This window comes from Nitrosospira sp. NRS527 (genome assembly GCF_018406445.1).
Taxonomy (GTDB): domain Bacteria; phylum Pseudomonadota; class Gammaproteobacteria; order Burkholderiales; family Nitrosomonadaceae; genus Nitrosospira; species Nitrosospira briensis.
In genome coordinates, this window is record NZ_AP024515.1 from 1,360,501 (window position 1) to 1,381,323 (window position 20,823).

Consider the following 20,823-nt stretch of genomic DNA (forward strand, 5'->3'; position numbering starts at 1 on the left):
GCCATGTTTCCCATTTATTTAGAGGAGTGGCTGGAATTCTTTGAAATAATTCGTGCTTAGCTGCGCTGTTCAGCCGGGATCTGTAAAGTATAAAAGAAAATCTTCTTACACAAAATTTGTAGTTTGTGGATATTTTTTAATGACTCCCATTAAAAAGTCCTGCATGATCATGCTGATCGGGGTAATAGGCATGAAGGAATTTCAAGAATGAAGAATTCTGAAAAAACGGAGTTACAAAATGGCCAGCTATGAACCATCAGCTGAGAGCGCTTTATGGAAAGACTACCTTCGGAAGAAACGGCAAAATTTCTTTGCTCAAGTAGCACTCCTCGCGGTACTGGTGGTTGGTTTTCTGCCTTTATCTCCCGAGGCAAATGCCATAGATTTGATGCCGAGCAAGCCGAAGTGGGCTATTGATGAGACGAAATGGGTGACCGTTGGCATGGGGTTCCGCGGTTCAGGGATATGGGCGGAAAATCGTGATTACAGGAATGATTTCAGCATCGACAATGCTCGTGTGTACGTAAACGGGCAGGTTCATCAATATGTCAAGTTCGAACTTAACACCGACTGCTTTTTCTGTAATAACACGCATTCGGGCGATAGCCCGAAGATGCAATACAATATTCTGGATGCAATAGGAAAAGTCGAGGTTAACCGATATGTCAATATGTGGGGCGGGCGCATGCTGGTGCCCACGGAACGGGGCGAATTGAGTGGTCCGTTCTTTCAAGCAACCCACGATGCTTTCAAGACGCCGTTTTTCTCGCAGGACTTCAGCACTAAATTTGGTAGCGGCGGGGCGGGACGCTATGGCCGTGATGATGGCGGCACCTTCTGGGGCAGTGTCGAGCCCGGCTTCATCAAAGGAACGCTGAGCTACGCCGTAGGCGTTTACCGGGGCCTCCAGTCTTCCTCTACCATCGGCCCCAACCAGGGAGATGACGTGCTATGGGCCGGACGATTCACCTACAATTTTCTGAATCCCGAAAAGAATCCTGGTTATTACACCAGCAGCACCTACTTTGGTAAAGCCGGGGATATTCTTGCGCTTGCTTTCGGCACCTCATATCAGCGAAATGGAGCCGGGTCGTTTGCCAATCGCAGCGATTTCCTGGGTCTTGTCGGCGACATCCTTTTTGAGAAAGTCCTGCCTAAAAATATGGGCGTAGTCACTGTCAACGGAGAATACAAGCAGTTTTATGCGAATTATGCTCCTGCCGCTTTTGCCGATCCAGGTTGCTTTTGCATGTTCGACGGAAAATCCTGGACCGTCACCGGGCTTTACCTGATACCGGTCAATGTGGGAATTGGAAAATTTCAACCCTATGGCAGATTTACCAGCGTTCAGCCTAACCATAGCAGTAATCGCGAGGAAATCGAGGGCGGCGTGAACTACATCATCGATGGTTTCAATGCACGTATCTCGGCCTATTACCAGCATGGCGATCTCCGCACCAAGGGACTTAACTACGCGCCCGACGTGGTGGGTGAGAAGGTTGATGTTTTCAAATTATCCTTTCAACTGCAAATGTAAAGCTCGGCAGCGCGCCTTACCGAAGGCTGAGTTCGATGATGATTTGGTATCGGTCGATTGGTACAAATAATTGCTTTCCATGCAGGGCGCATTGGTATGCCCCGTTACCATGCCCGATTCAGGCAAGAGCGTAAATTGTATTAAAAAATGCTTAATTTTCATACGCTTATTTTGGGAGATTTTTTCGCTCAGCTATTTACTTTGCACGCAAGCGGGTATATGTTTGTGACACTATTGGGAATAAAGTAAAGCCTTTCAGCTGTTTTTGGGACATGGTGTTGCGCCTCATCTCGCCAGTTAGACCGGTGAAAGCGGGTGGGTTTAACCTTTTGATGGACATTAATCAATAGCAACCAAAAAATGCACTCGATTTCTCATGCGGAAGGTCTTCATATTCAGCAAGACCGCATTCCATTCTCCAATCGTCCGGCTCTGCAAAAGGTTTTGACTCAACCGACGCCAGAGGGATCTCATGTGCCGTTGCTAGCGCGGTTGTCCCTCGGATTTGCGGATGATGCGGGCACTACCCGGTTGATGGGTCGGGAGCACTTCGGCCCATTGCTGGTGCAAAAGCCGCTTTACCCCGAAGGTCGCGAGGTCTGCCAGGTAGTAATCATTCATCCACCTGGCGGTGTGGTGGGAGGAGACGAGCTGGAGATTGTTGCCAAGGTTGGCGCATCCGCGAATGCGCAAATTACCACACCTGGCGCAGCCAAGTGGTACAAAGCCAACGGCCATGTTTCGCAGCAGAATATCAGACTCGATGTGGGCGTCGGCGGTTCGCTCGAGTGGGTGCCCCAGGAAACGATCTTTTTCGATAATGCCCATGTAGAGCTTGACCATTACGTGTTGCTGGAAAAGGACGCGAGCTATATCAGTTGTGAGATCTTATGCTTTGGGCGTACCGCGTTCGGCGAGTCATTCAGCGGCGGCCAGATCAGGCAGCGCACCCGCATTCATCGCGATGGCAAACTGGTCTGGTTCGAGCAACTGCGGTTACTGGGCGGCAGCCCGGCCATGAAAGCTTCTCTGGTTCTTGCTGACAGCACGGTCTGTGCAACATTGATTGCAGTAGGCAAAGCGGTGCCCGGCGCATTGCTGCACGAAGCGCGCGAAGGTGCCAGTGCCATCGCGAATGGTGCAGGCTGTTTTGGCATCAGCCAATCAAAACAGATAGTGGTTGCGCGCTACCTCGGGGATTCCAGCGAAACCGCGCGGCAATTAATGTTGCATGCCTGGGGATTGCTTCGTCCGGCGATGCTGGGCCGCCAGCTTGCAGTGCCACGGTTGTGGAATACATGACAATTGCCGTTTTCCTGGAAGCGGCTTTTTTTTCGCCCCGAAAGGTTCAGATTTATCCTGAATCCGGTAGTTGAACGGGGTGAAGTGTACGGTTTTTGGGGTGCAGGGCAAGCCGCAACGACGCGGAATGGTCGTTTCATTCCAAGGAGTTGCAACGCAGCCATGTGCCGCAAAAACCGTGCAATTCACCTCGTAGCGCCCTCACCCGGAAGGTGAGTGTCAAATAACATGGAATATTGTTATTAATCATAACACTGATCTATTAAATAAGCGGTCAACTATCGGATTCAGGATTATTGTAGTGCTCAGAGAATTAGCGACAACCATTAATTTACCGAGGAGGAAGCAATGGACCTTACACCCAGAGAAAAAGACAAGCTTCAGATATTTACTGCGGGGCTGCTGGCGGAACGGCGCAAGGCGCGTGGTCTGCGGCTCAACTACCCGGAAGCGGTCGCGCTGATCACCTGTGCGGTGCTGGAGGGAGCGCGCGACGGTAATACCGTCGCGGAGCTCATGGCCGCAGGCACTCGCGTACTGACCCGCGCCGATGTGATGGAGGGAGTTCCCGAGATGATCCCCGATATCCAGGTCGAGGCCACGTTCCCTGACGGCACCAAGCTTGTGACTGTTCACAATCCGATTCCTTAAGAAACCAGGAGATTATTATGGCCAGAACGCCAATGGTACCCGGTGAAGTATTTGTGCAACCCGGCGATATCGAGCTGAATGTCGGTAGAAAAACCAAAACATTAAAAGCCTCGAACGGGGGAGACCGCCCAATACAAATCGGTTCACATTTTCACTTTTATGAAGTCAATTCCGCAATGAAGTTTGACCGGGAGGCTGCCTATGGCATGCGCCTGAATATCATGGCGGGCACGGCCGTGCGTTTTGAGCCAGGCCAGGAGCGTACGGTTGAGCTGGTTGAACTCGCGGGAGACAGGATCGTCTACGGATTCAACCAGAAAGTGATGGGCAAGCTGAAATAACAGCGCACCGCCAATAATCTACTGAGGAGCATAAAAATGACTTTTAAAATTTCCCGTCAGGCATACGTTGAAATGATGGGTCCCACTACCGGTGATCGTCTCCGCCTGGCTGATACGGAACTCTTTATCGAAATCGAGAAAGATTTCACCACGTATGGCGAAGAAGTGAAATTCGGCGGCGGCAAGGTGATTCGTGACGGCATGGGCCAATCTCAGCATAATCATGCTGATGTCATGGATACCGTCATTACCAATGCAGTCATTATCGATCACTGGGGCATCGTCAAGGCGGATATCGGCCTGAAGAGCGGCAAGATTGCCGCGATCGGCAAAGCGGGAAATCCTGATATCCAGCCCAATGTCACGATGTTCATCGGTGCAGCTACGGAAATTATCGCCGGCGAGAATCTGATTGTCACAGCGGGCGCTATCGACAGCCACATCCACTTCATCTGTCCGCAGCAGGCGGAAGACGCGATGATGAATGGCACGACCACCATGCTGGGCGGTGGTACCGGCCCGGCGGTCGGCACAGCTGCTACCACGTGTACACCTGGCCCCTGGCACATCCATTCCATGCTGAGAGCATCCGACGGCATGGTGATGAACACCGGTTTTTACGGAAAGGGTAATGTCAGCCTGCCGACTCCCAATGAAGAGCAGATTTTGGCGGGAGCCTGTGGCCTCAAGTTGCACGAAGACTGGGGTACGACCTATGCGGCCATCGACAACTGCCTTAATGTTGCGGACAAATACGATGTGCAGGTCGCTATCCACACGGACACCATCAATGAAGGCGGTTATCTGGAAAACACGGTTGCCGCATTTAAAGACCGGACCATTCACACTTTCCATACCGAGGGTGCCGGGGGCGGTCACGCGCCCGACATCATAGCGGTCGTCGGCCAGGAAAATGTGCTGCCGTCATCCACCAATCCGACACGTCCCTATACGGTCAATACACTGGACGAACATCTGGATATGTTGATGGTATGTCATCACCTGCATGCCAACATTGCGGAAGATCTCGCCTTCGCGGAATCCCGCATCCGTAAGGAGACCATCGCGGCCGAAGATATTCTTCATGACATGGGTGCCATTTCGATGATGTCGTCGGATTCGCAGGCAATGGGCCGCATCGGCGAGGTGGTCCTGCGTACCTGGCAGACCGCGCATAAAATGAAGATACAGCGCGGCACGCTGCAGGAAGACAATTCCAGGAGCGATAATTTTCGCGTCAAGCGCTATATTGCGAAGTACACCATCAATCCGGCCATTACACAGGGCGTTTCGCATGCGATTGGTTCGGTAGAAGTAGGCAAATATGCCGATCTCGTCTTGTGGAGACCCGCGTTCTTCGGCGTGAAGCCGTCCATGATCCTGAAAGGCGGAATGATTGCGGCGTCTTTGATGGGTGACCCGAACGCTTCCATACCTACCCCGCAGCCGGTACATTACCGATACATGTTCGGCGGATACGGTGGTGGTATCAAGACATCGTGTTTCACCTTTACGTCACAAGCGGCCATCAACGCAGGGTTGATCAATACCCTGAAGCTGGACAAGAACCTGATTGCGGTCAAGAACACGCGCAATTTACGCAAGAAGGACATGATCCATAACGGGGCAACACCAAAGATGGAGGTCGATCCCGAGACCTATGAGGTGCGGGCCGATGGGCAATTGCTGACGTGTGGGGCGGAAGATGTCCTGCCGATGGCGCAGCGGTACTTTCTGTTTTGATAAGGTGATTCCCGTTTTTACTGGGGAATTGCCGGGCAGACCGGATGGGGTCGGATGTAGGATTCCACGCTGATCTGCGCTAGCCAGAGCCAAAAGGTTTTTGTTACCTCTTGAAGGATAAATCTTAGGAGCCACCCCCACTATTTATTACCGACACCGCGATAGATAGTAACAATACAAAATTTTTTTTGAGGCCTGTAAATGCTTACATTGAACGCCAGAACGCAGCATGCGGACTCGATTTCCGCTCAGCTTGTCCTACCCTACGAATTACGCGAAAACAGCCGCTTGCGCACGAAGCTTGCTTCGGGAGAGGAAGTCGCCATTTTTACCGAGCGAGGCACGGTGCTTCGCAATAACGACTTGCTGAAGAGTGACGATGGCCGCGTGGTGCAGATCGTTGCGGCGCAAGAACCGACCTACCGGGTTACCTGCAATACTTTGCATAATCTATTGCGCTGCGCTTTCCATTTAGGGAATCGTCATACACAGACCCAGGTGGGTGAGGATTTTTTACGTATCTATCAAGACAGTGTGTTGAGAGAGATGCTGTTGGGGCTCGGTGCCACGGTGGTTGAAGAAAATGCACAATTCGAGCCGGAGTCGGGCGCCTACAGCGCGGGTGGAGGGCATCATCACGACGATGATGGCCACGGTCATTCACACGGTCATGGCCCATTAGCCCCGATTCCAGCGCATCAGAAAATTCACCGCGCGACGGACTCGAAAGTAACTTAGATGACGATGGAAAGCCCGATATTGCTTCGATTGCTGCAATTGGCGAGCCCGTCGCTACCGATCGGTGCCTATACCTATTCGCAGGGATTGGAAGCAGCCATCGAAACCGGCGTGGTCAAGGACGAGAGCTCGGCCCGTGCCTGGATCACTGAGTCGCTTGCTGTCGTCGCGGACTTTGAAGCGCCGGTACTTTGGCGTTTATTGAAGGCTTTTTCCGCTCGGGACATGGCGGCAGCCACATATTGGACGGAGTGCTTCATTGCGGCGCGTGATACCGCCGAGTTCCGCGCCGAAACAATTCAGATGGGATATTCTCTCGCCAAGCTGGTGGCAGATCTTAAACTCGCGGATGACGAGCTTCTGAAGATATTGACGAGCCAGCCCGAGATTCCTCTGCCTACGGCGTTTGCCTGTGCCGCGGAGGCACTGGCGGTACCGCATGAAGCCGCCTTGCTTGGAATGTTGTTTTCCATGATTGAGAATCAGGTGTTGGCCTGCGTGAAGTCTGTTCCGCTTGGACAGGTTTCGGGTCAGCGCCTTCTGCTTTCCCTGCATCCCGTTCTGGAAGACGCGTCAAATCACGCGCAGCACCTCGCGGACGATGAGTTGTCCAATTGGGCGCCCGGTCTGTCCTTATTATCCATGCAGCATGAAGTTCAATACAGCCGGATCTACCGGTCCTGAATCATTTACTGGAAATAACAAATGACAAAATCATCAAATCCCCTGCGCGTCGGCATAGGCGGCCCCGTTGGTTCAGGAAAGACGGCCTTATGCGAAGCGCTTAGCAAGAGAATGCGTGATCGCTATGAAATGGCCGTCATCACCAATGATATCTATACCAAAGAAGATATGGAGATTCTGTTGCGTGCTGATGCGCTACCCGCCGAGCGTTTGATGGGTGTCGAAACCGGCGGTTGCCCACACACGGCGATAAGAGAGGACGCATCGATCAACCTGGAAGCCATAGCGCGCATGACCGCCGACTTTCCTGACCTCGATCTTATCCTGGTCGAGTCCGGAGGCGACAATCTTGCCTCGACTTTCAGCCCTGAACTTTCCGATCTTACCATCTATGTGATCGACGTTGCCGCTGGCGAAAAAATACCGCGCAAGGGCGGGCCTGGTATTACACGTTCCGCCTTGCTTGTTATCAACAAGATCGATCTTGCACCTTACGTCGGTGCGGATCTCGGTGTAATGGCCCGCGACGCGAAGAAAATGCGTGGAGACCGGCCATTTGTCTTTACCAATTTGCGTACCGGAGAAGGTGTTCAGGAAGTCATCGATTTCATCGTAAAACAGGGGTTGCTGGAAGAAATGAGGTCTCGAAATACAGATTCGACGGCGGTTAGCTGACGAATTGCTTCTATTTGCTTTACTTACGCAATACATCATCAGAATTATCAATAGATGGCCGTGCTTTCCATGTAACCGCAACGCAAAGAAATACAGCGATCACATAAGAAAAATTCTGGAGGTGAATGATGGAGTGGTCACTAAAAATAGATGCGGCGCTGCCCCGGCCGCTGCGCATAATTTTCAGAGGTGTCGGGCAAGTATTTTTTTGTTGTAACGCAGTGACTGGATTTATCTTTTTGCTGGCACTTTTTATCGGCGGCTTGGCCGCGGGGGCTGCGGCTACCGTCGGCGTGATAAGTAGCACCCTGGCGGCTTACGTTCTCGGCTTCTCCGAGGATGATATTGACGCGGGACTATACGGATTCAACGGGACGCTGGTAGGTCCGTGCCTTTTTCTATTCCTGGAGCATTCACCGCAGCTCTGGCTGTATGTCGTGCTTGCCTCGATATTATCGAGTATCGTGCTGGCCGCGCTCATGAGAATTCTTCATCCCTATAACGTTCCAGCCTCGACCTCGCCATTTGTCCTGACCTGCTGGATGTTCCTGGTTGCGGTATACGCGTTTGACAGCTTTACACGGGGTCCGATTTTACCCTCGCCCGGTATTCCCACCATCGTGACGGGTGTGGGGACGCTTCCAGCGGAAATATGGTTTATCGCACTCGCAAAAGGCGTGGGCGAGGTCATGTTTGCGGATAGCGTTATTGTCGGTATCCTGTTTTTAGTGGGTATCGCAATAGTTTCATTGCGGGGAGCGCTGATGGCGGTGGGTGGGGCAGTGGTAGGTGTGATCATACCCATGCTTTTCGGGGCAAATCAGAACGCAATTGAGATGGGGCTGTATGCGTTCAATCCAGTCTTGACCATGATGGCGATCGGCTGGGTTTTTCTTAAACCGAGCGGCAGAAGTGCTGTATTGGCCATATTGGCGGGCATACTGACGGTGGTGTGCCAGGCTGGGCTTGCCAGTTTTCTTACGCCGATAGGTTTGCCGACGCTCACATTCCCATTTGTTCTGGTCATGTGGATGTTTCTGTTTGCTGCCGGAATGTCCAAATATTGGTCAGCACCTTCAGCCAAGTAACGATGGGGGAGGAGGAACGGCGGAGTTGGCTCCCCGTATTCCTGAACCTCTTCCTCATACTCTTCCCAACTCACCAGATGATTGCGATAGTCGTCGTACTCGCCACTGTGCTCCACGTATAAATCGCTCGACTTTAACCCGTCCATCACTGCCAAAAAGACAGCCAGTTCGAAGTATTTACGATAAAAATTCGATGAACCCTCGGTCTGGCGTTTCCCAAATATCAATGCGCCATTTGTCTGGCATCCATTCCAGAGACAGCTCGGTGATGCCACTTTTGTCGACCGACTAACGATCCTTCCGATTTTCCGCAGCGTCGATTTTCGCGCCCGGATGTTCGGGCGGGTGGGCGATCGGCAGATGCCAGCCGTGTCGGATGGCCGCCAGGCGCAGGCCAAAGCAGAGAGCTGCACCGGCGCATGTCGTTGCAGCGGACGGAAGTTGCAGCGCATCGCCAATCACCACCATGGCCGCTCCAGCAAGGGCAGCGACGGCATAAATATCGGATCGCAAGACAACAGGAACGTCAGACAGGAGCACATCGCGCGCCATACCGCCGCCGACTCCAGTCAGCATGCCCAGCAGTGCCGCCATGACCGGATCGAGACCGAAGCCGATGGCCTTCTGCGCACCGGAAACGCAGAACAGCGCTAGCCCGGCGCCATCGAATATAAGTACGGGATTGCGCAGTCGATTAATGGAGGGATACCAAAAAAACGTGAGCACGCCGGCAAAAAGCGAGGCCGCCAGATAGCGCCAGTCGCTGATTGCCGCGGGCGGGATTGCGCCGATCAGCAGATCGCGGAAGATCCCTCCGGAATTGCCTGCGGCAAAGGACAGCACCAGGACTCCGAAAAGATCAAGCCGGCGCTTGACACCGGCCGCCGCTCCGCTCAGCGCAAAAACGAAGGTGCCGGCAAGATCGAGCGCCAGCACGAAAATCTTCATTGCAGCATCCACGTCAAAAGCAGCGGAAGCAAACACCTTACGGCCCAAGTCCTCTGGCGCCGCGGCTCATGTTGAAAGCCAGGCCAGCGTGCCAACGACCATCGTTTCCACGCCGGTCTCCAGGGTCGGATGCATCACTGGTGCAAAGTACGGACTGTGGTTGGTTGGAATTTTGTTGATTTCACCCGCGGCCTTGGCTTTCGCGTAAACGTCGGGATCGGTGCCGCCGACGAACCAGAACATGGAAGGGACGTCCCACTCGGTTCCGAACAACCCGAAATCCTCGCTCGCCGACGCCGCCTCGACTTGCCGCATGCGGTCGGCTGAGAAATGCTGGCGGAAAGCATCGGCGACGCGCGCGCTCGCATCGGCATCGTTGACCCCAAGCGGGTAGTGGTCCAGCATCGTAATCTCCGGCAGCTTGGGAGCTCCCGAAGCTGCAGCCTCTGCATTGGCGATACGTTCGATGGCGGCAAGCACTCGCTTGCGCACGCCCGCATCGAAGGTGCGTACGTTCAGCTTGATGACGGCATCGTCGGGTATCACATTCTCCTTCGTACCCGCCTGCAGCGCGCCGATGGTAACGACAGCGGCCTCGGCAGCAGCAAGCTCGCGCGAGACGATGGTCTGCAGGCGCATCACCGTCGCGGCAGCCATGACCACGGGATCGATGCTTGCCTGCGGCATCGATCCGTGCGCGCCACGCCCAAACAGGCGGATCTGCAGGCTGTCGGCAGCGGAAGTGATAGTTCCGGCACGGCCACCGATGTTGCCAGCCGGTCCGACCATGACGTGTTGGCCGAGCACGACATCCGGCTTGGGAAAACGGTTGAATAGTCCGTCGTCGATCATGGCCTGGGCGCCTTCCGCGGTCTCTTCGGCCGGCTGGAAGATCGCCATCAACGTGCCGCGCCATGCGTCGCGTGCCTGCGCGAGCAGCGTGGTCGCGCCGACGAGCCAGGCAACGTGCATGTCGTGGCCGCAAGCGTGCATGACCGGAACTGTTTTGCCCTCGCGATTCGTGGCCTTGGCCTTGCTGGCATAGGGAAGCCCGGTCATTTCCTTGATGGGTAGCGCATCCATGTCGGCGCGCAGCATGACCGCCGGCCCGTCGCCGTTGCGCAGCAGTCCCACGACACCGATCTTTCCAACCCTACTCGTCACGTCATACCCAGCCGCGCGAAGCCGGTCCGCGACCAAGTTTGCAGTCCGCGATTCCTGCATCGACAGCTCCGGATGGGCATGCAAGTCGGTATATAACGCCTCCAGATCCGGCAGCAGGCTCTGCAGCCCGGCAAGTGCCTTTCCAGAAGAGCTCGTGGGTTGCATGTTCATGCTCGAATTCCTTCTTCAAAAATTGCCGTTAGACTTGCAGTGCGAACCGCGCCAAGCGCCATCTATAACATTATGCTCCATTTTTTAGTCGACGAAAGCAGACCAGGACGGGATAAGGTGCATGATTCCTGGAAAGCCGGAGAACGGTGCTCCCGTCGCGCGATCCACGTTTTGAATCATACGGTTAATCGTGAGAAACGAGCGGTCAACTGCCGGATTTGGGTTCAAGGATTATCGCTGTTCAATAAACGTGAATAAGCTCATCTGGAAATGTGTGCAGTGACAATACGTGCGCTCATTTCCAAATCCTTTGAATCATTAATACTTATACTTACCCCGAATGCGGTTATTGACCGCTTATTTTCCTGCTAATGTCCGGTTGCATCCCCTCGGCGGCTGGCCTCGAACAGGAACCAGGTGCGCCGCTCGGTTTCGTCGATCCAGACTTTGATCAGGCTGGTGGTGGCAATATCGCGGTGTTCTCGCAGACGTTGTGGGCCTCGCGCAAGCGGGCAGCAAGTGTCTTGTTGTCCTCACGCAATTCGGCAAGCATATCCAGCGGTTCGACGTAGTCGGCATCATTGTTCAGTATGCGCTGACTATGAGAGATGTGGCCGATCGACCTGAGCGTGGACCCGCCCACCTTGCGGATGCGCTCGGCAATGGGATCGGTCATTGCGAAAAGTTGGTCGCCCTGTTCATCCAGCAGCAAGTGGTAATCCCGGAAATGCGGCCCGCTCATGTGCCAATGGAAACTCTTGGTTTTCAGGTAAAGCGCGTACACATCCGCCAGGATGGTGTTCATGGCTGCCGCGAAATCTTTGGTCGCCGCCGCTTCGAGGTCGGTAGCGGGTAGCCAGGGGCCATTTTTGGAGATTGAGGTTTTGCTTCTTTGCAGCAATGGATTTTTTCATGTTTTTTCCTTGGTTGTTGAGGGTTTCTGATTACAGCTTGGTATTGCTCCGGCTCATAAACAAACAAATAAATGAATCAGGATGAGACCGTGCTAACCCGGCCTGCAAGGATCATCGCCGAATCTTCCTTCCGCTATCAGTACCCGACAGTGAAGCGCTGCCGAATGTGCGCGGGGTGTTCCAGTTCGTCGATCATCGCGACCGCATAATCCTCAACCGAGATGCTGCTCTGGCCGCTGGCATCGAGCAGGAGCTGATCGCCTCCCAAGCGGAATTTGCCGGTGCGCTGGCCCGTCTGCATATTTGCCGAAGGGGCCAGATAGGACCATTCGAGTTGCGGCTCCTTTCGCAATTGCTCCAGCGCATCAATCGTTGCCAAGGAGCCCGGCCTTATCCAGCCCGGAAAGCCGGGGCCGTCCACCACGCGCACGCCTGGCTTGACCTCCAGGCCGCCGGCCCCGCCCACCCAGAGGACACGCCGGATACCGGCCTTCTTTATAGCCGCGATGATCGATGTTGTGCCGCGCACCTGGTCGTCGTAGAGGTCTGGATTCTTCCAGCCGGGATTGAAAGCGCTGATCACCGCATCATGCCCGCTGAGCAAGGCCGCAAGAAGTGCTGTGTCATACACATCCCCGGCTTTTGCGTTGAGCCGATCCCGTTTTTCGAGCTTCTCGGGGTGGCGCACGATCGCGGTGACTGAATGCCCTCTGTCGAGCGCCTCTTTCAACAGCGCGGAACCGACGAAACCCGTTGCTCCCAATAGTGCTATTTTCATATCGTTCCCCTTTCGGTCAGGTTCGACGCCGGTCAGGTTGGGCGCTATTTCAGAATGGATAGATCGGCCACGGACGATCAGCATTAAAGTTATTTATAGCATAGCCGAACAACGAGCGATGAATGGAAGCGGCCGCCCATACTCGGGGTCATCAGCCCATGGAATTTTCCGATGTATTTATCCTACCGTTCGATTGGGTCCGCGTTGGCGCTTGGCAATGGCGTCGCGATCAAGCCGACGGAGGATACGCTTGTTACGGTCAGGTTGCCGATCGCAAGGATTTATGAGGAAGCGGGGTTGCCGCCCGGTCTTCCGAATGTCATTATCGGAGACGTGAAAGAGATAGCGGAGACGTGAAAGAGATAGGCGATGCATTCATCTTGCATCCGATACCACGCCTGATTTCTTTTACGGGTTCGACCAAGGTTGGCCGACATATTGGACACTCACGATGAGCGGTCCGCAAAAGAAACGCGTCGCGCCTCGTTCCAGTTGCTTTGGTGTAGGCGTATAACCTTCGTGTGCAGCATATTTGCGTCGAGTTGATGCATGTTTATGAGTAAGCCTTATTTCAATTTCTTCTGGTGTAGATTTTTCGCGTGGCGCGTGTGCCGTCAGTTTTTTGGTCGAAAGTAGCTCGGCGTAATCGCTAATCCTTTCATGCAATTCCGAAAAGCAACAGAAGCAGATTCGGTTGATCCGCTTGCTGGCAGGCCACGTTTTTGTAGTCAATTCCCAGGTGAGATTTTTATACCGTAGGTTCCCGCATACAAATCGTTCAGGCCACCAGTGTAACCTCTCTCGTTTTCAGGCTGTATACGCCGCCCACCACAAGAACTTTCCCTTTCGCGACCAGGCGGCTCAAAGTCGGCGGTTGTTTTCTCAGCTTGTCCACATTGCGAATGACGTTCATTTTAACCACATTCTCAAAGCGCTCCCCTGGCAAGGTTGCAGCTGCCCTGACTGCTGGCGCCAGCGCACTTGCCATGGATTGAATATGTCTGGGAAACTGTGTGTTGTTGTCAACGGAATCAATGGCTGCCCGGACAGCGCCACAGCTTTCATGACCAAGCACCATGATCAGCGGCGTATGCAATACAGCTGCCGCATACTCGAGAGTCGCCACAAAATCCGTGGTTAAATAATTACCGGCCACCCGAGCCACAAACAGATCGCCGCGCTGCTCATCAAAACAGAACTCCGGACCAACCCTCGAATCGGAGCAGCTTAAAATGCTGGCATAGGGATTCTGCCCGCTGACCAAGGCTGCTCGATCATTGCTGAAATTCAAGGGCGTGATTGCCCGGCTACATAACGTGCATTTCCCGCCACTAATCGTTCCAATGCCGCATCGGGCGTCATCACATTTTCGGGCAAGGGCGGCATTTTGACTTTTGCAGCGAAAGCCATTTTTCCAGTTGCCCCGGCTATACTGCACCGAGAGCAGAGGCTGCGACCCGCTTCAGAAACTAGCGTTTGCTTGAATCCTGATGAAGGTTGGCGTTCTTTTCGTCGCACATGACCGCGATATATTACAAGTATTTCCACGGCTGTGAACTGATCTTATCGAATGATCAGGTCAGCGGATTGCTGTGAGTATGCGGCGCGGAAGCGTGCGAATGCCTTTCTTGCCTGATTTCGACCGGCACCATGTGTAGCTTGCCATGCCGAACGCCGCGCGTAGCCATGACAAGGTTGGCAAAATCTTTGACGCTCTGAATCGTGCCTCGCAGAATGACCACTTCGAGACAGTTATCATGGTCCATGTGCACATGCATGCTGGACAATGTAAGGTCGTGATGATCGTGCTGTATCGAGGTAACACGGCTGGCAAGATCGCTTTCGTGGTGATCGTAAATATAGCTGAGTGTGGCGACGCAATGCCCCCCACCTCCTTTTTCCAGCCGAGCGGTCTCCAGTTGGTCGCGTATCAGGTCGCGCATCGCCTCCGAGCGATTGGTATAGCCGCGCGCGCGTATGAATTCGTCAAACTGTTCCGAGAGCTGGTTATCCAGCGATATGGTGAGTCGTTCCATATTTCTTACTCAAGAAGGAGGCGATAACTTTAACCCAGATAAATTCATTAGGCGGCTCTGCGAGCCTACGCAAGTGCTGGCGGCCATTTTCGCCGCATTTTTGCTACCTGCGCGGGGTCCATAGACCAAGCTATGGTCTTCTCTCAACCGGCAAAACTGTCTCGCAACCTGCCTCGCCATCATCTCGCGTCCGAATGAATTATCTGGGTTTAAAATTGATACATCAAGCTGACGCGGAACATACGCGATTCAATAGGGTGGAACACAATACCGTCTTTCGCTGTGGACGCCGGGCTTGTCTGGTAGCCATAATAGTAAGCGATATCGTAGTTTTTGGCGTTAAGTAAATTCAATACATCAAGCTGGATTTTAAATTTTCTACGCATCTCATACCCTGTCGAGAGATTGACGATAGTTGTGCTATAGGGGGCAACGGGATTGTTGGTATCTACCGTCACATTGCCGAAATGGCGCACCCGAAGGGTAGTAAAGAAATTATAAGGTAAATTCAGGGTTGCACCCGCGCTGATCGTACGCCCTACTGCATTAGGAATGTGAAATCCATATGCCTGATTTGCAGGATCACTGGCCTGATTTAGCTGAGCCTGGTCATAGCGTGCATGAGTAAGCGAAAAATCGGCATCCAGGGTCAGCCAATTAACGGGTTTGTAGAAATTGGCCCACTCAATACCGTAGCGGGTGCTTGCGCCGCTCATTTCCGTGGTGCCCGCATCGCCGCTAAATACCAGTTCCGAGGCCGAATGCAAATACCAGATTGCCAGGGTGGATTTCAATCCTTTGATGGCCTCGGTACGGAAACCGACTTCCGCACCCCTGGCCCGCACCAGCCCATTGGCGGCCAATTGAGGCGCAAAATTATTGTTGCCTATCTGATTGGTATTTACAGTCGCGGTTACGCCACGGGCGTCGTTGGAATGGTAGCCTTCGCCAGCATTAAGGTAAATTTCGGAGTCGTACCAGGGGCCGAGAATAACGCTCAGCTTGGGGCTGAACAACCCGTCGGTCTTGTTGCCGGAATTTTGCGGGACGGTGAAGGCATGTACGTCGAAATTGAATATATCCCCACGCAGGCCTGCAATAGTCCTGAGTTTGGGCAACCAGTAAGTCTGGTTTTGCAGATATAGGCCGATACTGGTTTCAGTGAGCTGATCTCTGCTCACATTATGATAAACGACTCCCCGGTTCGAGTTGTTCAGCAGCACGCGATTCATGTCATTACGTACCTGCACGCCTAGCGTATTAATCATATCGAAACCGGCCACCTTGTTGAACCAGCTTTGCTCGGCCCTGCCGCCGAAATAGATGCGGGATTCCCTTTGATTCATCTGGTCACTTGGAATTATTCCTCCCGGAAGTACGATATTGTCGGCGACCGAGTTGATAAAGCCACTGAAATTGGAGGTAAGATCAAGGTCGTATTTAACCAGATAAAAGGATGCGTCCCGCCGATAGTCCTTCTCTTTTTGCCACCAGTCACCATGAAGCGTATAGCGCCCGGTTTTTCCATTATCGGTGGGGTCTATATTGCCGAAGCGGTTTATCAAGCCATCATTAACCGCAAACAGCGGTATCTGATTGGTGGCACGCCAGTCAGCATGGTATGCCTTAATGCCTACACTCATACCCCAGTTACCTTTGTCGAGGCTGTATTTGAGCATGCCGTTGAACTTGAGGGCATGCTCGGCCAACACCCAGGGGCCATCATAAGTATTCGCATCTACCGCATAGAGCAGATGACCATCCCCCATTCGGTTTGAATTGGCTGCCACCCCACGGTAAAAGCCGAATGATCCACCCGTGAACTTGGCGAAACCTTGAGGGAGGGAGTTGAAGGTTGTCATCTTGGCATGTCCGGCTGCGGAAAAATTCCCTTGATCCGCATAGTAAGGGCCCTTTCCATATTGAACATTGTCTATCAATTCCGGAATAAGACCGTTCAGATCCATGTAACCCTGCCCGTGGGCATGGCTAGGCAGATTAATCGGCACACCGTCCACAAACGTAGCGAAATCGGTACCATGGTCAAGATTGAATCCCCGCAGGAAATACTGATTGGCTTTACCATCGCCACTATGCTGGGTGGCAATCATGCCGGGAATGAACTCGACGATTTCACCGACCCGTGAAAGCGAACGATTTTTAATCTGCTCTTGACCGATAAACCCCTGCGATGCGGACTGGGTTTCGCCGATAAGGCTGGTGCCACGTTCTTTTCCCAGTACTACGACCTCCTTCAGCTTGACTACAGATACCGCGTGTTTTGACGAGGTTTCAGGTTTGACGGTAGCGGCATCCGCGGCCTGCTCTGCGTAAGCACTGCCGCTACTGAAAAAAAGAGGTAAAGCCGACAGGAATAAGCGTGCGATCAACATACCCACGCCGCGCCAGGGAAATGTCGCTGGCAGGATCGCAAATTGCAGGAAATGAGGTTAGCTAAAACAGATGTTTCCCGAGCGTGCGCGCTATGTGAAACGCAATGTATGCCCGGATGAGTGCATCGACCCGGTTTCGTGACAGGCATTTGCGAACTCTCGCAAATATTTACTTGTTTTTGTGTCATCCCCTGCCAGGAAATGTTTGAAGCTGAATTAGAGCGAGTTGTATGAATATTTCGTAAATCTTCATACATTAAATCATGGCGGCGATTTTTATGTCAAGCGTTGTAACTCCCTGTTTCTCTGTGTATGAAATATTTATAACTATTCATATCCATCATGAAAAGTTAAACTAGCAAGTCACTCGATATCCTGAAAAATTGGGAATTTCCATGAATGGATCGATCCGTCCTGCCATCACATTTTTATCGTTTCTGCTAATTCTGGCTTCATCCAGCACAGTCCATTCCTCAAACTCGAATAGAAAAATCAATGTTGTCACCACCGTCGCTCCTATCACAAATATTGTCCAGAATGTCGGTGGTGCTTATACCGAAGTAATTGGCATTGTTCCGGATGGAACCGATTCGCATACCTTTGAGCCTGTTCCCACGGATGCGAAAATATTGCAGTCGGCCGATATCATCATCGTAAATGGCCTGGACCTTGAATTACCCACCGTGAAGTTGGCGGAAAAGGTGAAAAAAGCGAAAACCCCGATCTTGCGACTGGGTAATCAAACGCTGCGGAAGGAGGAGTGGCGGTATGATTTCAGTTTTCCCCGCGAGTACGGGCATCCCAATCCGCATCTGTGGCCGAATATTGCATTGGCGATGCGTTATGCGGAACTCGTCCGGGACAAATTGATTGAGTTGGATCCGACGCATAAGGAGAATTATCTTGCGAACACCTCGGTCTATTTGGCAAAGCTCCAGAAATTGGACAATGCAATCTTTAATTGCGTCGGGACCATTCCGGAGAAGAACCGAAAACTGGTCACCTATCATGATTCGTTTGCCTATTTCGCCCCTCGCTACGGCATGAAGGTCATCGCAGCCATTCAGCCTTCCGATTTTTCCGAGCCGGGTCCGCAAGAAATCATTCATATCATCAAGCAGATAAAAAAGGAAAAGGTGCCCGCCATTTTTGGCTCCGAGGTTTTTCCCAGCAAGGTCATGGAGCAAATCGCGCGTGAAACCGGCGTAAAGTTCATTGATCAGCTTTCGGATGACGAACTGCCTGCTCCACCCAATAACTCTTTTATAGGCATGATGGCAAATAACATGGCCCTCATGGCCGAATCACTAGGCGGCGATCCTGCTTGCATCGCAAATGTCGACACAAGCAATATCAATCCCTGAGCCAATCCCTGGGATCCCCGGGTCAACCCCTGGGCTGCGGCCAAATCTCGCGGTCAGGCTGGGCGGTGTTACCGCCGCCTATGAACACAATGTGGTATTTGCAAATCTTTCGCTGGAAATTCCTGCGGGTCGGTTTGCAGGTATTGTTGGGCCCACCGGATGCGGCAAGACAACGCTGCTGAAAACCATTCTAGGAACGCATCCCGTTGACTCAGGCAATGTGCAATTGAACGGGGATTGCATAGGGAACGTGAAGCCGGGCACCATAGGTTATGTGCCACAGTTGGGAAGCGTGGATTGGAGCTTTCCCGTCACGGTGGAAGAAGTGATCATGATGGGTCTCTACACCAGCAAGCGCATCTTGCCTTGGTCCAGCAAGGAAGAGCGTGAGCGCATTCATGAACTGGCCCACAGACTCGGCATTTACGGTTGTCTGCACCACCATATCGTGAATATTTCCGGCGGCCAGCGCCAGCGCGCATTCCTCGGACGTGCGCTGGTCAATAACCCGAAGCTTCTGGTGCTGGATGAACCCACCTCGGGTGTCGATATCAAAACCCAGCATGAAATATTGCATCTGCTAAGCGATATCAACAGCGAAGGCATCACCATTTTGCTGACAACGCATGACCTCAACGCAGTGGCTTCACACCTGCCATGGGTAATCTGCTTCAACAACGGTGTGGTGGCGCAAGGCCAGCCACGCGATATTTTCACCAACGAAATCCTTACGAAAACCTATGGCGGCGATATCGTCATAGTGAAGCACAACGGGTACTTCCTCATCGCCAACAGCACGCCGCTAAACCTTATGGGTGAAGGCCGGTAATGGAATTCTTTCTATTCCTTCTAGAGCCGCTGGAGTATGAATTTTTTCGGCACGGCCTTCTGGCTGGGCTGATGGTAGGCGCCTTATGCGGCTTGATAGGCGTATACGTAATACTGCGCGGCATGAGTTACGTGGGTCATGGATTGTCGCATGCGGCATTTGGCGGTGCAGTGGTAGGGTTTACGCTAAATCTTAATTTTTATGCCGGTGCAGGGGCCATGGGCCTGCTGGCTGCGGTAGTCATCAACCAGATCACAAAAAATAACAAGATCAAGCCAGACGCTGCCATCGGGATTGTCACCACCGCGATGTTCGCCCTGGGTGTGGCTATCGTCAGCAAGTCGCGTAGTTTTAATCAGAGCTTCGAGGCGGCTCTGTTCGGTAATATTCTGGGCATAACCGACCAGGATTTAGTGATTATCGGATTGGTGACCGTTGTGGCCATGATCTCGATGTTTTTCATGTATAGGCCGTTGCTCTTTTCCACGTTCGATAACGAAGCGGCGCGAATATTCGGTATCAAAACGGGCACTGTTCAATTGGCGTTTTCGATTCTCCTCACGCTTTCGATCATCGCGTCCATGAACGTAGTCGGCGTTACCATGATTGCCGCCACGCTTATTGCGCCTGCAATGACGGCCCGAATGATGACTGACAGCTTCAGCCGCATGCTGATTTATTCGGTTCTGATAGGGGCCGTTACGGGCGTTACCGGGATGTACCTGAGCTATATCCTGAATATTGCCTCTGGCGCCGCCATTGTCCTGTTTAGCGCCTTGTTGTTCTGCTTATCACTGCTGCTCAAACCTGTCCGTAAGAAACGCATGTTGCGCAGGCGCTTTCAGCATCACAGCCGTTTGGAAACCCTTAAACCTAAATCCGGCAGTTGACTGCTCGCGCTGCGCCAGCATGCTGCGATTTCCGATGGGGCTGAAGAGGCGCTACGGGCGCAAATTGAATAAGCGTGCATCAATAGGAGATCGTTCCGTCTGCCTCCATTTTTCCGTTGCCGGTCTTGATATCCTGGCTCCCCTGTAACTCCACGCTTCCGTTTGCTTCTGAAAATCGTCCCGTTCCGCCTGTGATCTGGAACGTGGCATTGGAAAAGGAATATACCGGTATCGTATCTGTCGGAATAAGAGAACCGCTATAGTCGCCGCTAAGCTTATCGCCATTCGCCGTGGTGATGGTCAATTTGCCGATGAACGCGTAATGGTTGTCCATCGGCGTAATGCAATCGCTCGCTGCAATCGAAACCTTGCCCATGTGCGTGCTTTTACCTGTACCGGTCGTCGTGCCACCGAATCGGGAGGGGCAGTCTGGATTGAGCCCCGTTTTTTCTTGCGTTACCACGCTGATCTTCAAGGGCACGTTCGTTGGACCTGCCAAGGCGATTAGCGGTAGTGTCAAGCCTGCAACGGCAATGACAGAAGTTATGGTTCGCTTCAAGGACGAGAACGACGGCAT

23 protein-coding genes are annotated in these 20,823 nt (G+C 52.9%); 14 read left to right on the forward strand and 9 right to left on the reverse strand.

Features of this window, described 5'->3' with window-relative positions:
* Positions 1–238: 238 nt before the first annotated feature.
* The 9 genes from KJS40_RS06055 to yut all read left to right on the forward strand — a co-directional run bounded on the left by KJS40_RS06055 (position 239) and on the right by yut (position 8,759).
* Positions 239–1,537: a hypothetical protein gene (locus KJS40_RS06055; protein ID WP_244859719.1), complete on the forward strand. Its 1,299-nt coding sequence runs from the start codon at positions 239–241 to the stop codon at positions 1,535–1,537.
* A 360-nt stretch (positions 1,538–1,897) separates the two neighbouring features.
* The gene (locus KJS40_RS06060) at positions 1,898–2,839 is read left to right on the forward strand and encodes an urease accessory protein UreD (RefSeq protein WP_213539457.1); all 942 of its coding nucleotides are present in this window, start codon (positions 1,898–1,900) and stop codon (positions 2,837–2,839) included.
* Between the two features lie 348 nt (positions 2,840–3,187).
* On the forward strand, positions 3,188–3,490 hold the full coding sequence (locus KJS40_RS06065) for an urease subunit gamma (protein ID WP_025039556.1): 303 nt from the start codon (positions 3,188–3,190) through the stop codon (positions 3,488–3,490).
* A 32-nt stretch (positions 3,491–3,522) separates the two neighbouring features.
* Positions 3,523–3,831 carry an urease subunit beta gene (locus KJS40_RS06070; protein ID WP_025039557.1) on the forward strand — a complete coding sequence of 103 codons (309 nt, stop codon included), beginning with the start codon at positions 3,523–3,525 and terminating at the stop codon, positions 3,829–3,831.
* A gap of 36 nt (positions 3,832–3,867) precedes the next feature.
* The gene (ureC, locus tag KJS40_RS06075; RefSeq protein WP_213539458.1) at positions 3,868–5,574 is read left to right on the forward strand and encodes an urease subunit alpha; all 1,707 of its coding nucleotides are present in this window, start codon (positions 3,868–3,870) and stop codon (positions 5,572–5,574) included.
* Between the two features lie 201 nt (positions 5,575–5,775).
* Positions 5,776–6,312 carry an urease accessory protein UreE gene (gene ureE, locus KJS40_RS06080; RefSeq protein ID WP_213539459.1) on the forward strand — a complete coding sequence of 179 codons (537 nt, stop codon included), beginning with the start codon at positions 5,776–5,778 and terminating at the stop codon, positions 6,310–6,312.
* On the forward strand, positions 6,313–6,996 hold the full coding sequence (locus KJS40_RS06085) for an urease accessory UreF family protein (RefSeq protein WP_244859720.1): 684 nt from the start codon (positions 6,313–6,315) through the stop codon (positions 6,994–6,996).
* 21 nt (positions 6,997–7,017) lie between these two features.
* Positions 7,018–7,671, forward strand: coding sequence for an urease accessory protein UreG (ureG, locus tag KJS40_RS06090; protein WP_213539460.1), 654 nt, complete (start codon positions 7,018–7,020; stop codon positions 7,669–7,671).
* Between the two features lie 125 nt (positions 7,672–7,796).
* Positions 7,797–8,759, forward strand: a complete 963-nt coding sequence (yut, locus tag KJS40_RS06095) for an urea transporter (protein ID WP_244859721.1) — start codon at positions 7,797–7,799, stop codon at positions 8,757–8,759.
* Positions 8,760–9,047: 288 nt separating this feature from the next.
* Here yut and KJS40_RS06100 read toward each other — a convergent pair whose 3' ends face one another.
* The 4 genes from KJS40_RS06100 to KJS40_RS06115 form a co-directional block, all read right to left on the reverse strand.
* Entirely contained in the window at positions 9,048–9,707 is a 660-nt protein-coding gene (locus KJS40_RS06100) for a trimeric intracellular cation channel family protein (protein WP_244859722.1), read from the reverse strand.
* 66 nt (positions 9,708–9,773) lie between these two features.
* Complete coding sequence (locus KJS40_RS06105) at positions 9,774–11,042, reverse strand: M20 family metallopeptidase (protein ID WP_213539462.1); 1,269 nt, start codon at positions 11,040–11,042, stop codon at positions 9,774–9,776.
* 451 nt (positions 11,043–11,493) lie between these two features.
* Positions 11,494–11,943, reverse strand: a complete 450-nt coding sequence (locus KJS40_RS06110; RefSeq protein WP_213539463.1) for a DNA starvation/stationary phase protection protein — start codon at positions 11,941–11,943, stop codon at positions 11,494–11,496.
* Positions 11,944–12,092: 149 nt separating this feature from the next.
* Positions 12,093–12,734, reverse strand: a complete 642-nt coding sequence (locus KJS40_RS06115; RefSeq protein ID WP_213539464.1) for an NAD(P)-dependent oxidoreductase — start codon at positions 12,732–12,734, stop codon at positions 12,093–12,095.
* A 171-nt stretch (positions 12,735–12,905) separates the two neighbouring features.
* Between KJS40_RS06115 and KJS40_RS06120 the strand changes: the two genes are divergently transcribed.
* Positions 12,906–13,091, forward strand: a complete 186-nt coding sequence (locus KJS40_RS06120; protein ID WP_280520247.1) for an aldehyde dehydrogenase family protein — start codon at positions 12,906–12,908, stop codon at positions 13,089–13,091.
* Positions 13,088–13,189 carry an aldehyde dehydrogenase family protein gene (locus KJS40_RS15455; RefSeq protein WP_280520248.1) on the forward strand — a complete coding sequence of 34 codons (102 nt, stop codon included), beginning with the start codon at positions 13,088–13,090 and terminating at the stop codon, positions 13,187–13,189. Before KJS40_RS06120 ends, KJS40_RS15455 begins: the two co-directional genes overlap by 4 nt.
* A 323-nt stretch (positions 13,190–13,512) precedes the next feature.
* Here KJS40_RS15455 and KJS40_RS06125 read toward each other — a convergent pair whose 3' ends face one another.
* The 4 genes from KJS40_RS06125 to KJS40_RS06135 all read right to left on the reverse strand — a co-directional run bounded on the left by KJS40_RS06125 (position 13,513) and on the right by KJS40_RS06135 (position 17,163).
* The gene (locus KJS40_RS06125; protein WP_244859723.1) at positions 13,513–14,025 is read right to left on the reverse strand and encodes a carbonic anhydrase; all 513 of its coding nucleotides are present in this window, start codon (positions 14,023–14,025) and stop codon (positions 13,513–13,515) included.
* Positions 14,022–14,144, reverse strand: coding sequence for a hypothetical protein (locus KJS40_RS15460; protein ID WP_280520249.1), 123 nt, complete (start codon positions 14,142–14,144; stop codon positions 14,022–14,024). Before KJS40_RS15460 ends, KJS40_RS06125 begins: the two co-directional genes overlap by 4 nt.
* 164 nt (positions 14,145–14,308) lie before the next feature.
* On the reverse strand, positions 14,309–14,770 hold the full coding sequence (gene nikR / locus KJS40_RS06130; protein ID WP_025039571.1) for a nickel-responsive transcriptional regulator NikR: 462 nt from the start codon (positions 14,768–14,770) through the stop codon (positions 14,309–14,311).
* 209 nt (positions 14,771–14,979) lie between these two features.
* A complete protein-coding gene (locus KJS40_RS06135) occupies positions 14,980–17,163 on the reverse strand; it encodes a TonB-dependent receptor (protein ID WP_213539465.1) in 2,184 nt (727 codons plus the stop codon).
* A 395-nt stretch (positions 17,164–17,558) separates the two neighbouring features.
* Between KJS40_RS06135 and KJS40_RS06140 the strand changes: the two genes are divergently transcribed.
* Genes KJS40_RS06140 through KJS40_RS06150 form a run of 3 tightly spaced genes read left to right on the forward strand, consistent with a single transcriptional unit; the run spans position 17,559 to position 20,246 of the window.
* Positions 17,559–18,527 (forward strand): metal ABC transporter substrate-binding protein, encoded by a 969-nt coding sequence (locus KJS40_RS06140; protein WP_213539466.1) that lies wholly within the window; start codon positions 17,559–17,561, stop codon positions 18,525–18,527.
* Positions 18,499–19,356: a metal ABC transporter ATP-binding protein gene (locus tag KJS40_RS06145; protein WP_213539467.1), complete on the forward strand. Its 858-nt coding sequence runs from the start codon at positions 18,499–18,501 to the stop codon at positions 19,354–19,356. The genes KJS40_RS06140 and KJS40_RS06145 overlap by 29 nt, the downstream gene beginning before the upstream one ends.
* Positions 19,356–20,246 carry a metal ABC transporter permease gene (locus KJS40_RS06150; protein WP_213539468.1) on the forward strand — a complete coding sequence of 297 codons (891 nt, stop codon included), beginning with the start codon at positions 19,356–19,358 and terminating at the stop codon, positions 20,244–20,246. Before KJS40_RS06145 ends, KJS40_RS06150 begins: the two co-directional genes overlap by 1 nt.
* Before the next feature lie 79 nt (positions 20,247–20,325).
* On the opposite strand, the gene KJS40_RS06155 is transcribed toward KJS40_RS06150, so the two are convergent.
* Entirely contained in the window at positions 20,326–20,823 is a 498-nt protein-coding gene (locus KJS40_RS06155) for a hypothetical protein (protein ID WP_213539737.1), read from the reverse strand.

What these genes read in the sequence shown, in the direction of transcription:
- KJS40_RS06120 (WP_280520247.1), top strand. Translation starts at nt 12,906, where the DNA reads ATGTATTTATCCTACCGTTCGATTGGGTCCGCGTTGGCGCTTGGCAAT.
- KJS40_RS06115 (WP_213539464.1), bottom strand. Translation starts at nt 12,734, where the DNA reads ATGAAAATAGCACTATTGGGAGCAACGGGTTTCGTCGGTTCCGCGCTG.
- ureC (WP_213539458.1), top strand. Translation starts at nt 3,868, where the DNA reads ATGACTTTTAAAATTTCCCGTCAGGCATACGTTGAAATGATGGGTCCC.
- KJS40_RS06140 (WP_213539466.1), top strand. Translation starts at nt 17,559, where the DNA reads ATGAATGGATCGATCCGTCCTGCCATCACATTTTTATCGTTTCTGCTA.
- KJS40_RS06135 (WP_213539465.1), bottom strand. Translation starts at nt 17,163, where the DNA reads ATGTTGATCGCACGCTTATTCCTGTCGGCTTTACCTCTTTTTTTCAGT.
- ureE (WP_213539459.1), top strand. Translation starts at nt 5,776, where the DNA reads ATGCTTACATTGAACGCCAGAACGCAGCATGCGGACTCGATTTCCGCT.
- KJS40_RS06070 (WP_025039557.1), top strand. Translation starts at nt 3,523, where the DNA reads ATGGTACCCGGTGAAGTATTTGTGCAACCCGGCGATATCGAGCTGAAT.
- yut (WP_244859721.1), top strand. Translation starts at nt 7,797, where the DNA reads ATGATGGAGTGGTCACTAAAAATAGATGCGGCGCTGCCCCGGCCGCTG.
- KJS40_RS06060 (WP_213539457.1), top strand. Translation starts at nt 1,898, where the DNA reads ATGCACTCGATTTCTCATGCGGAAGGTCTTCATATTCAGCAAGACCGC.
- KJS40_RS06150 (WP_213539468.1), top strand. Translation starts at nt 19,356, where the DNA reads ATGGAATTCTTTCTATTCCTTCTAGAGCCGCTGGAGTATGAATTTTTT.
- KJS40_RS06145 (WP_213539467.1), top strand. Translation starts at nt 18,499, where the DNA reads ATGTCGACACAAGCAATATCAATCCCTGAGCCAATCCCTGGGATCCCC.
- KJS40_RS06100 (WP_244859722.1), bottom strand. Translation starts at nt 9,707, where the DNA reads ATGAAGATTTTCGTGCTGGCGCTCGATCTTGCCGGCACCTTCGTTTTT.
- KJS40_RS06105 (WP_213539462.1), bottom strand. Translation starts at nt 11,042, where the DNA reads ATGAACATGCAACCCACGAGCTCTTCTGGAAAGGCACTTGCCGGGCTG.
- KJS40_RS06155 (WP_213539737.1), bottom strand. Translation starts at nt 20,823, where the DNA reads ATGCCGTCGTTCTCGTCCTTGAAGCGAACCATAACTTCTGTCATTGCC.
- ureG (WP_213539460.1), top strand. Translation starts at nt 7,018, where the DNA reads ATGACAAAATCATCAAATCCCCTGCGCGTCGGCATAGGCGGCCCCGTT.
- KJS40_RS15460 (WP_280520249.1), bottom strand. Translation starts at nt 14,144, where the DNA reads ATGGCTTTCGCTGCAAAAGTCAAAATGCCGCCCTTGCCCGAAAATGTG.
- KJS40_RS06065 (WP_025039556.1), top strand. Translation starts at nt 3,188, where the DNA reads ATGGACCTTACACCCAGAGAAAAAGACAAGCTTCAGATATTTACTGCG.
- nikR (WP_025039571.1), bottom strand. Translation starts at nt 14,770, where the DNA reads ATGGAACGACTCACCATATCGCTGGATAACCAGCTCTCGGAACAGTTT.
- KJS40_RS06085 (WP_244859720.1), top strand. Translation starts at nt 6,313, where the DNA reads ATGACGATGGAAAGCCCGATATTGCTTCGATTGCTGCAATTGGCGAGC.
- KJS40_RS06055 (WP_244859719.1), top strand. Translation starts at nt 239, where the DNA reads ATGGCCAGCTATGAACCATCAGCTGAGAGCGCTTTATGGAAAGACTAC.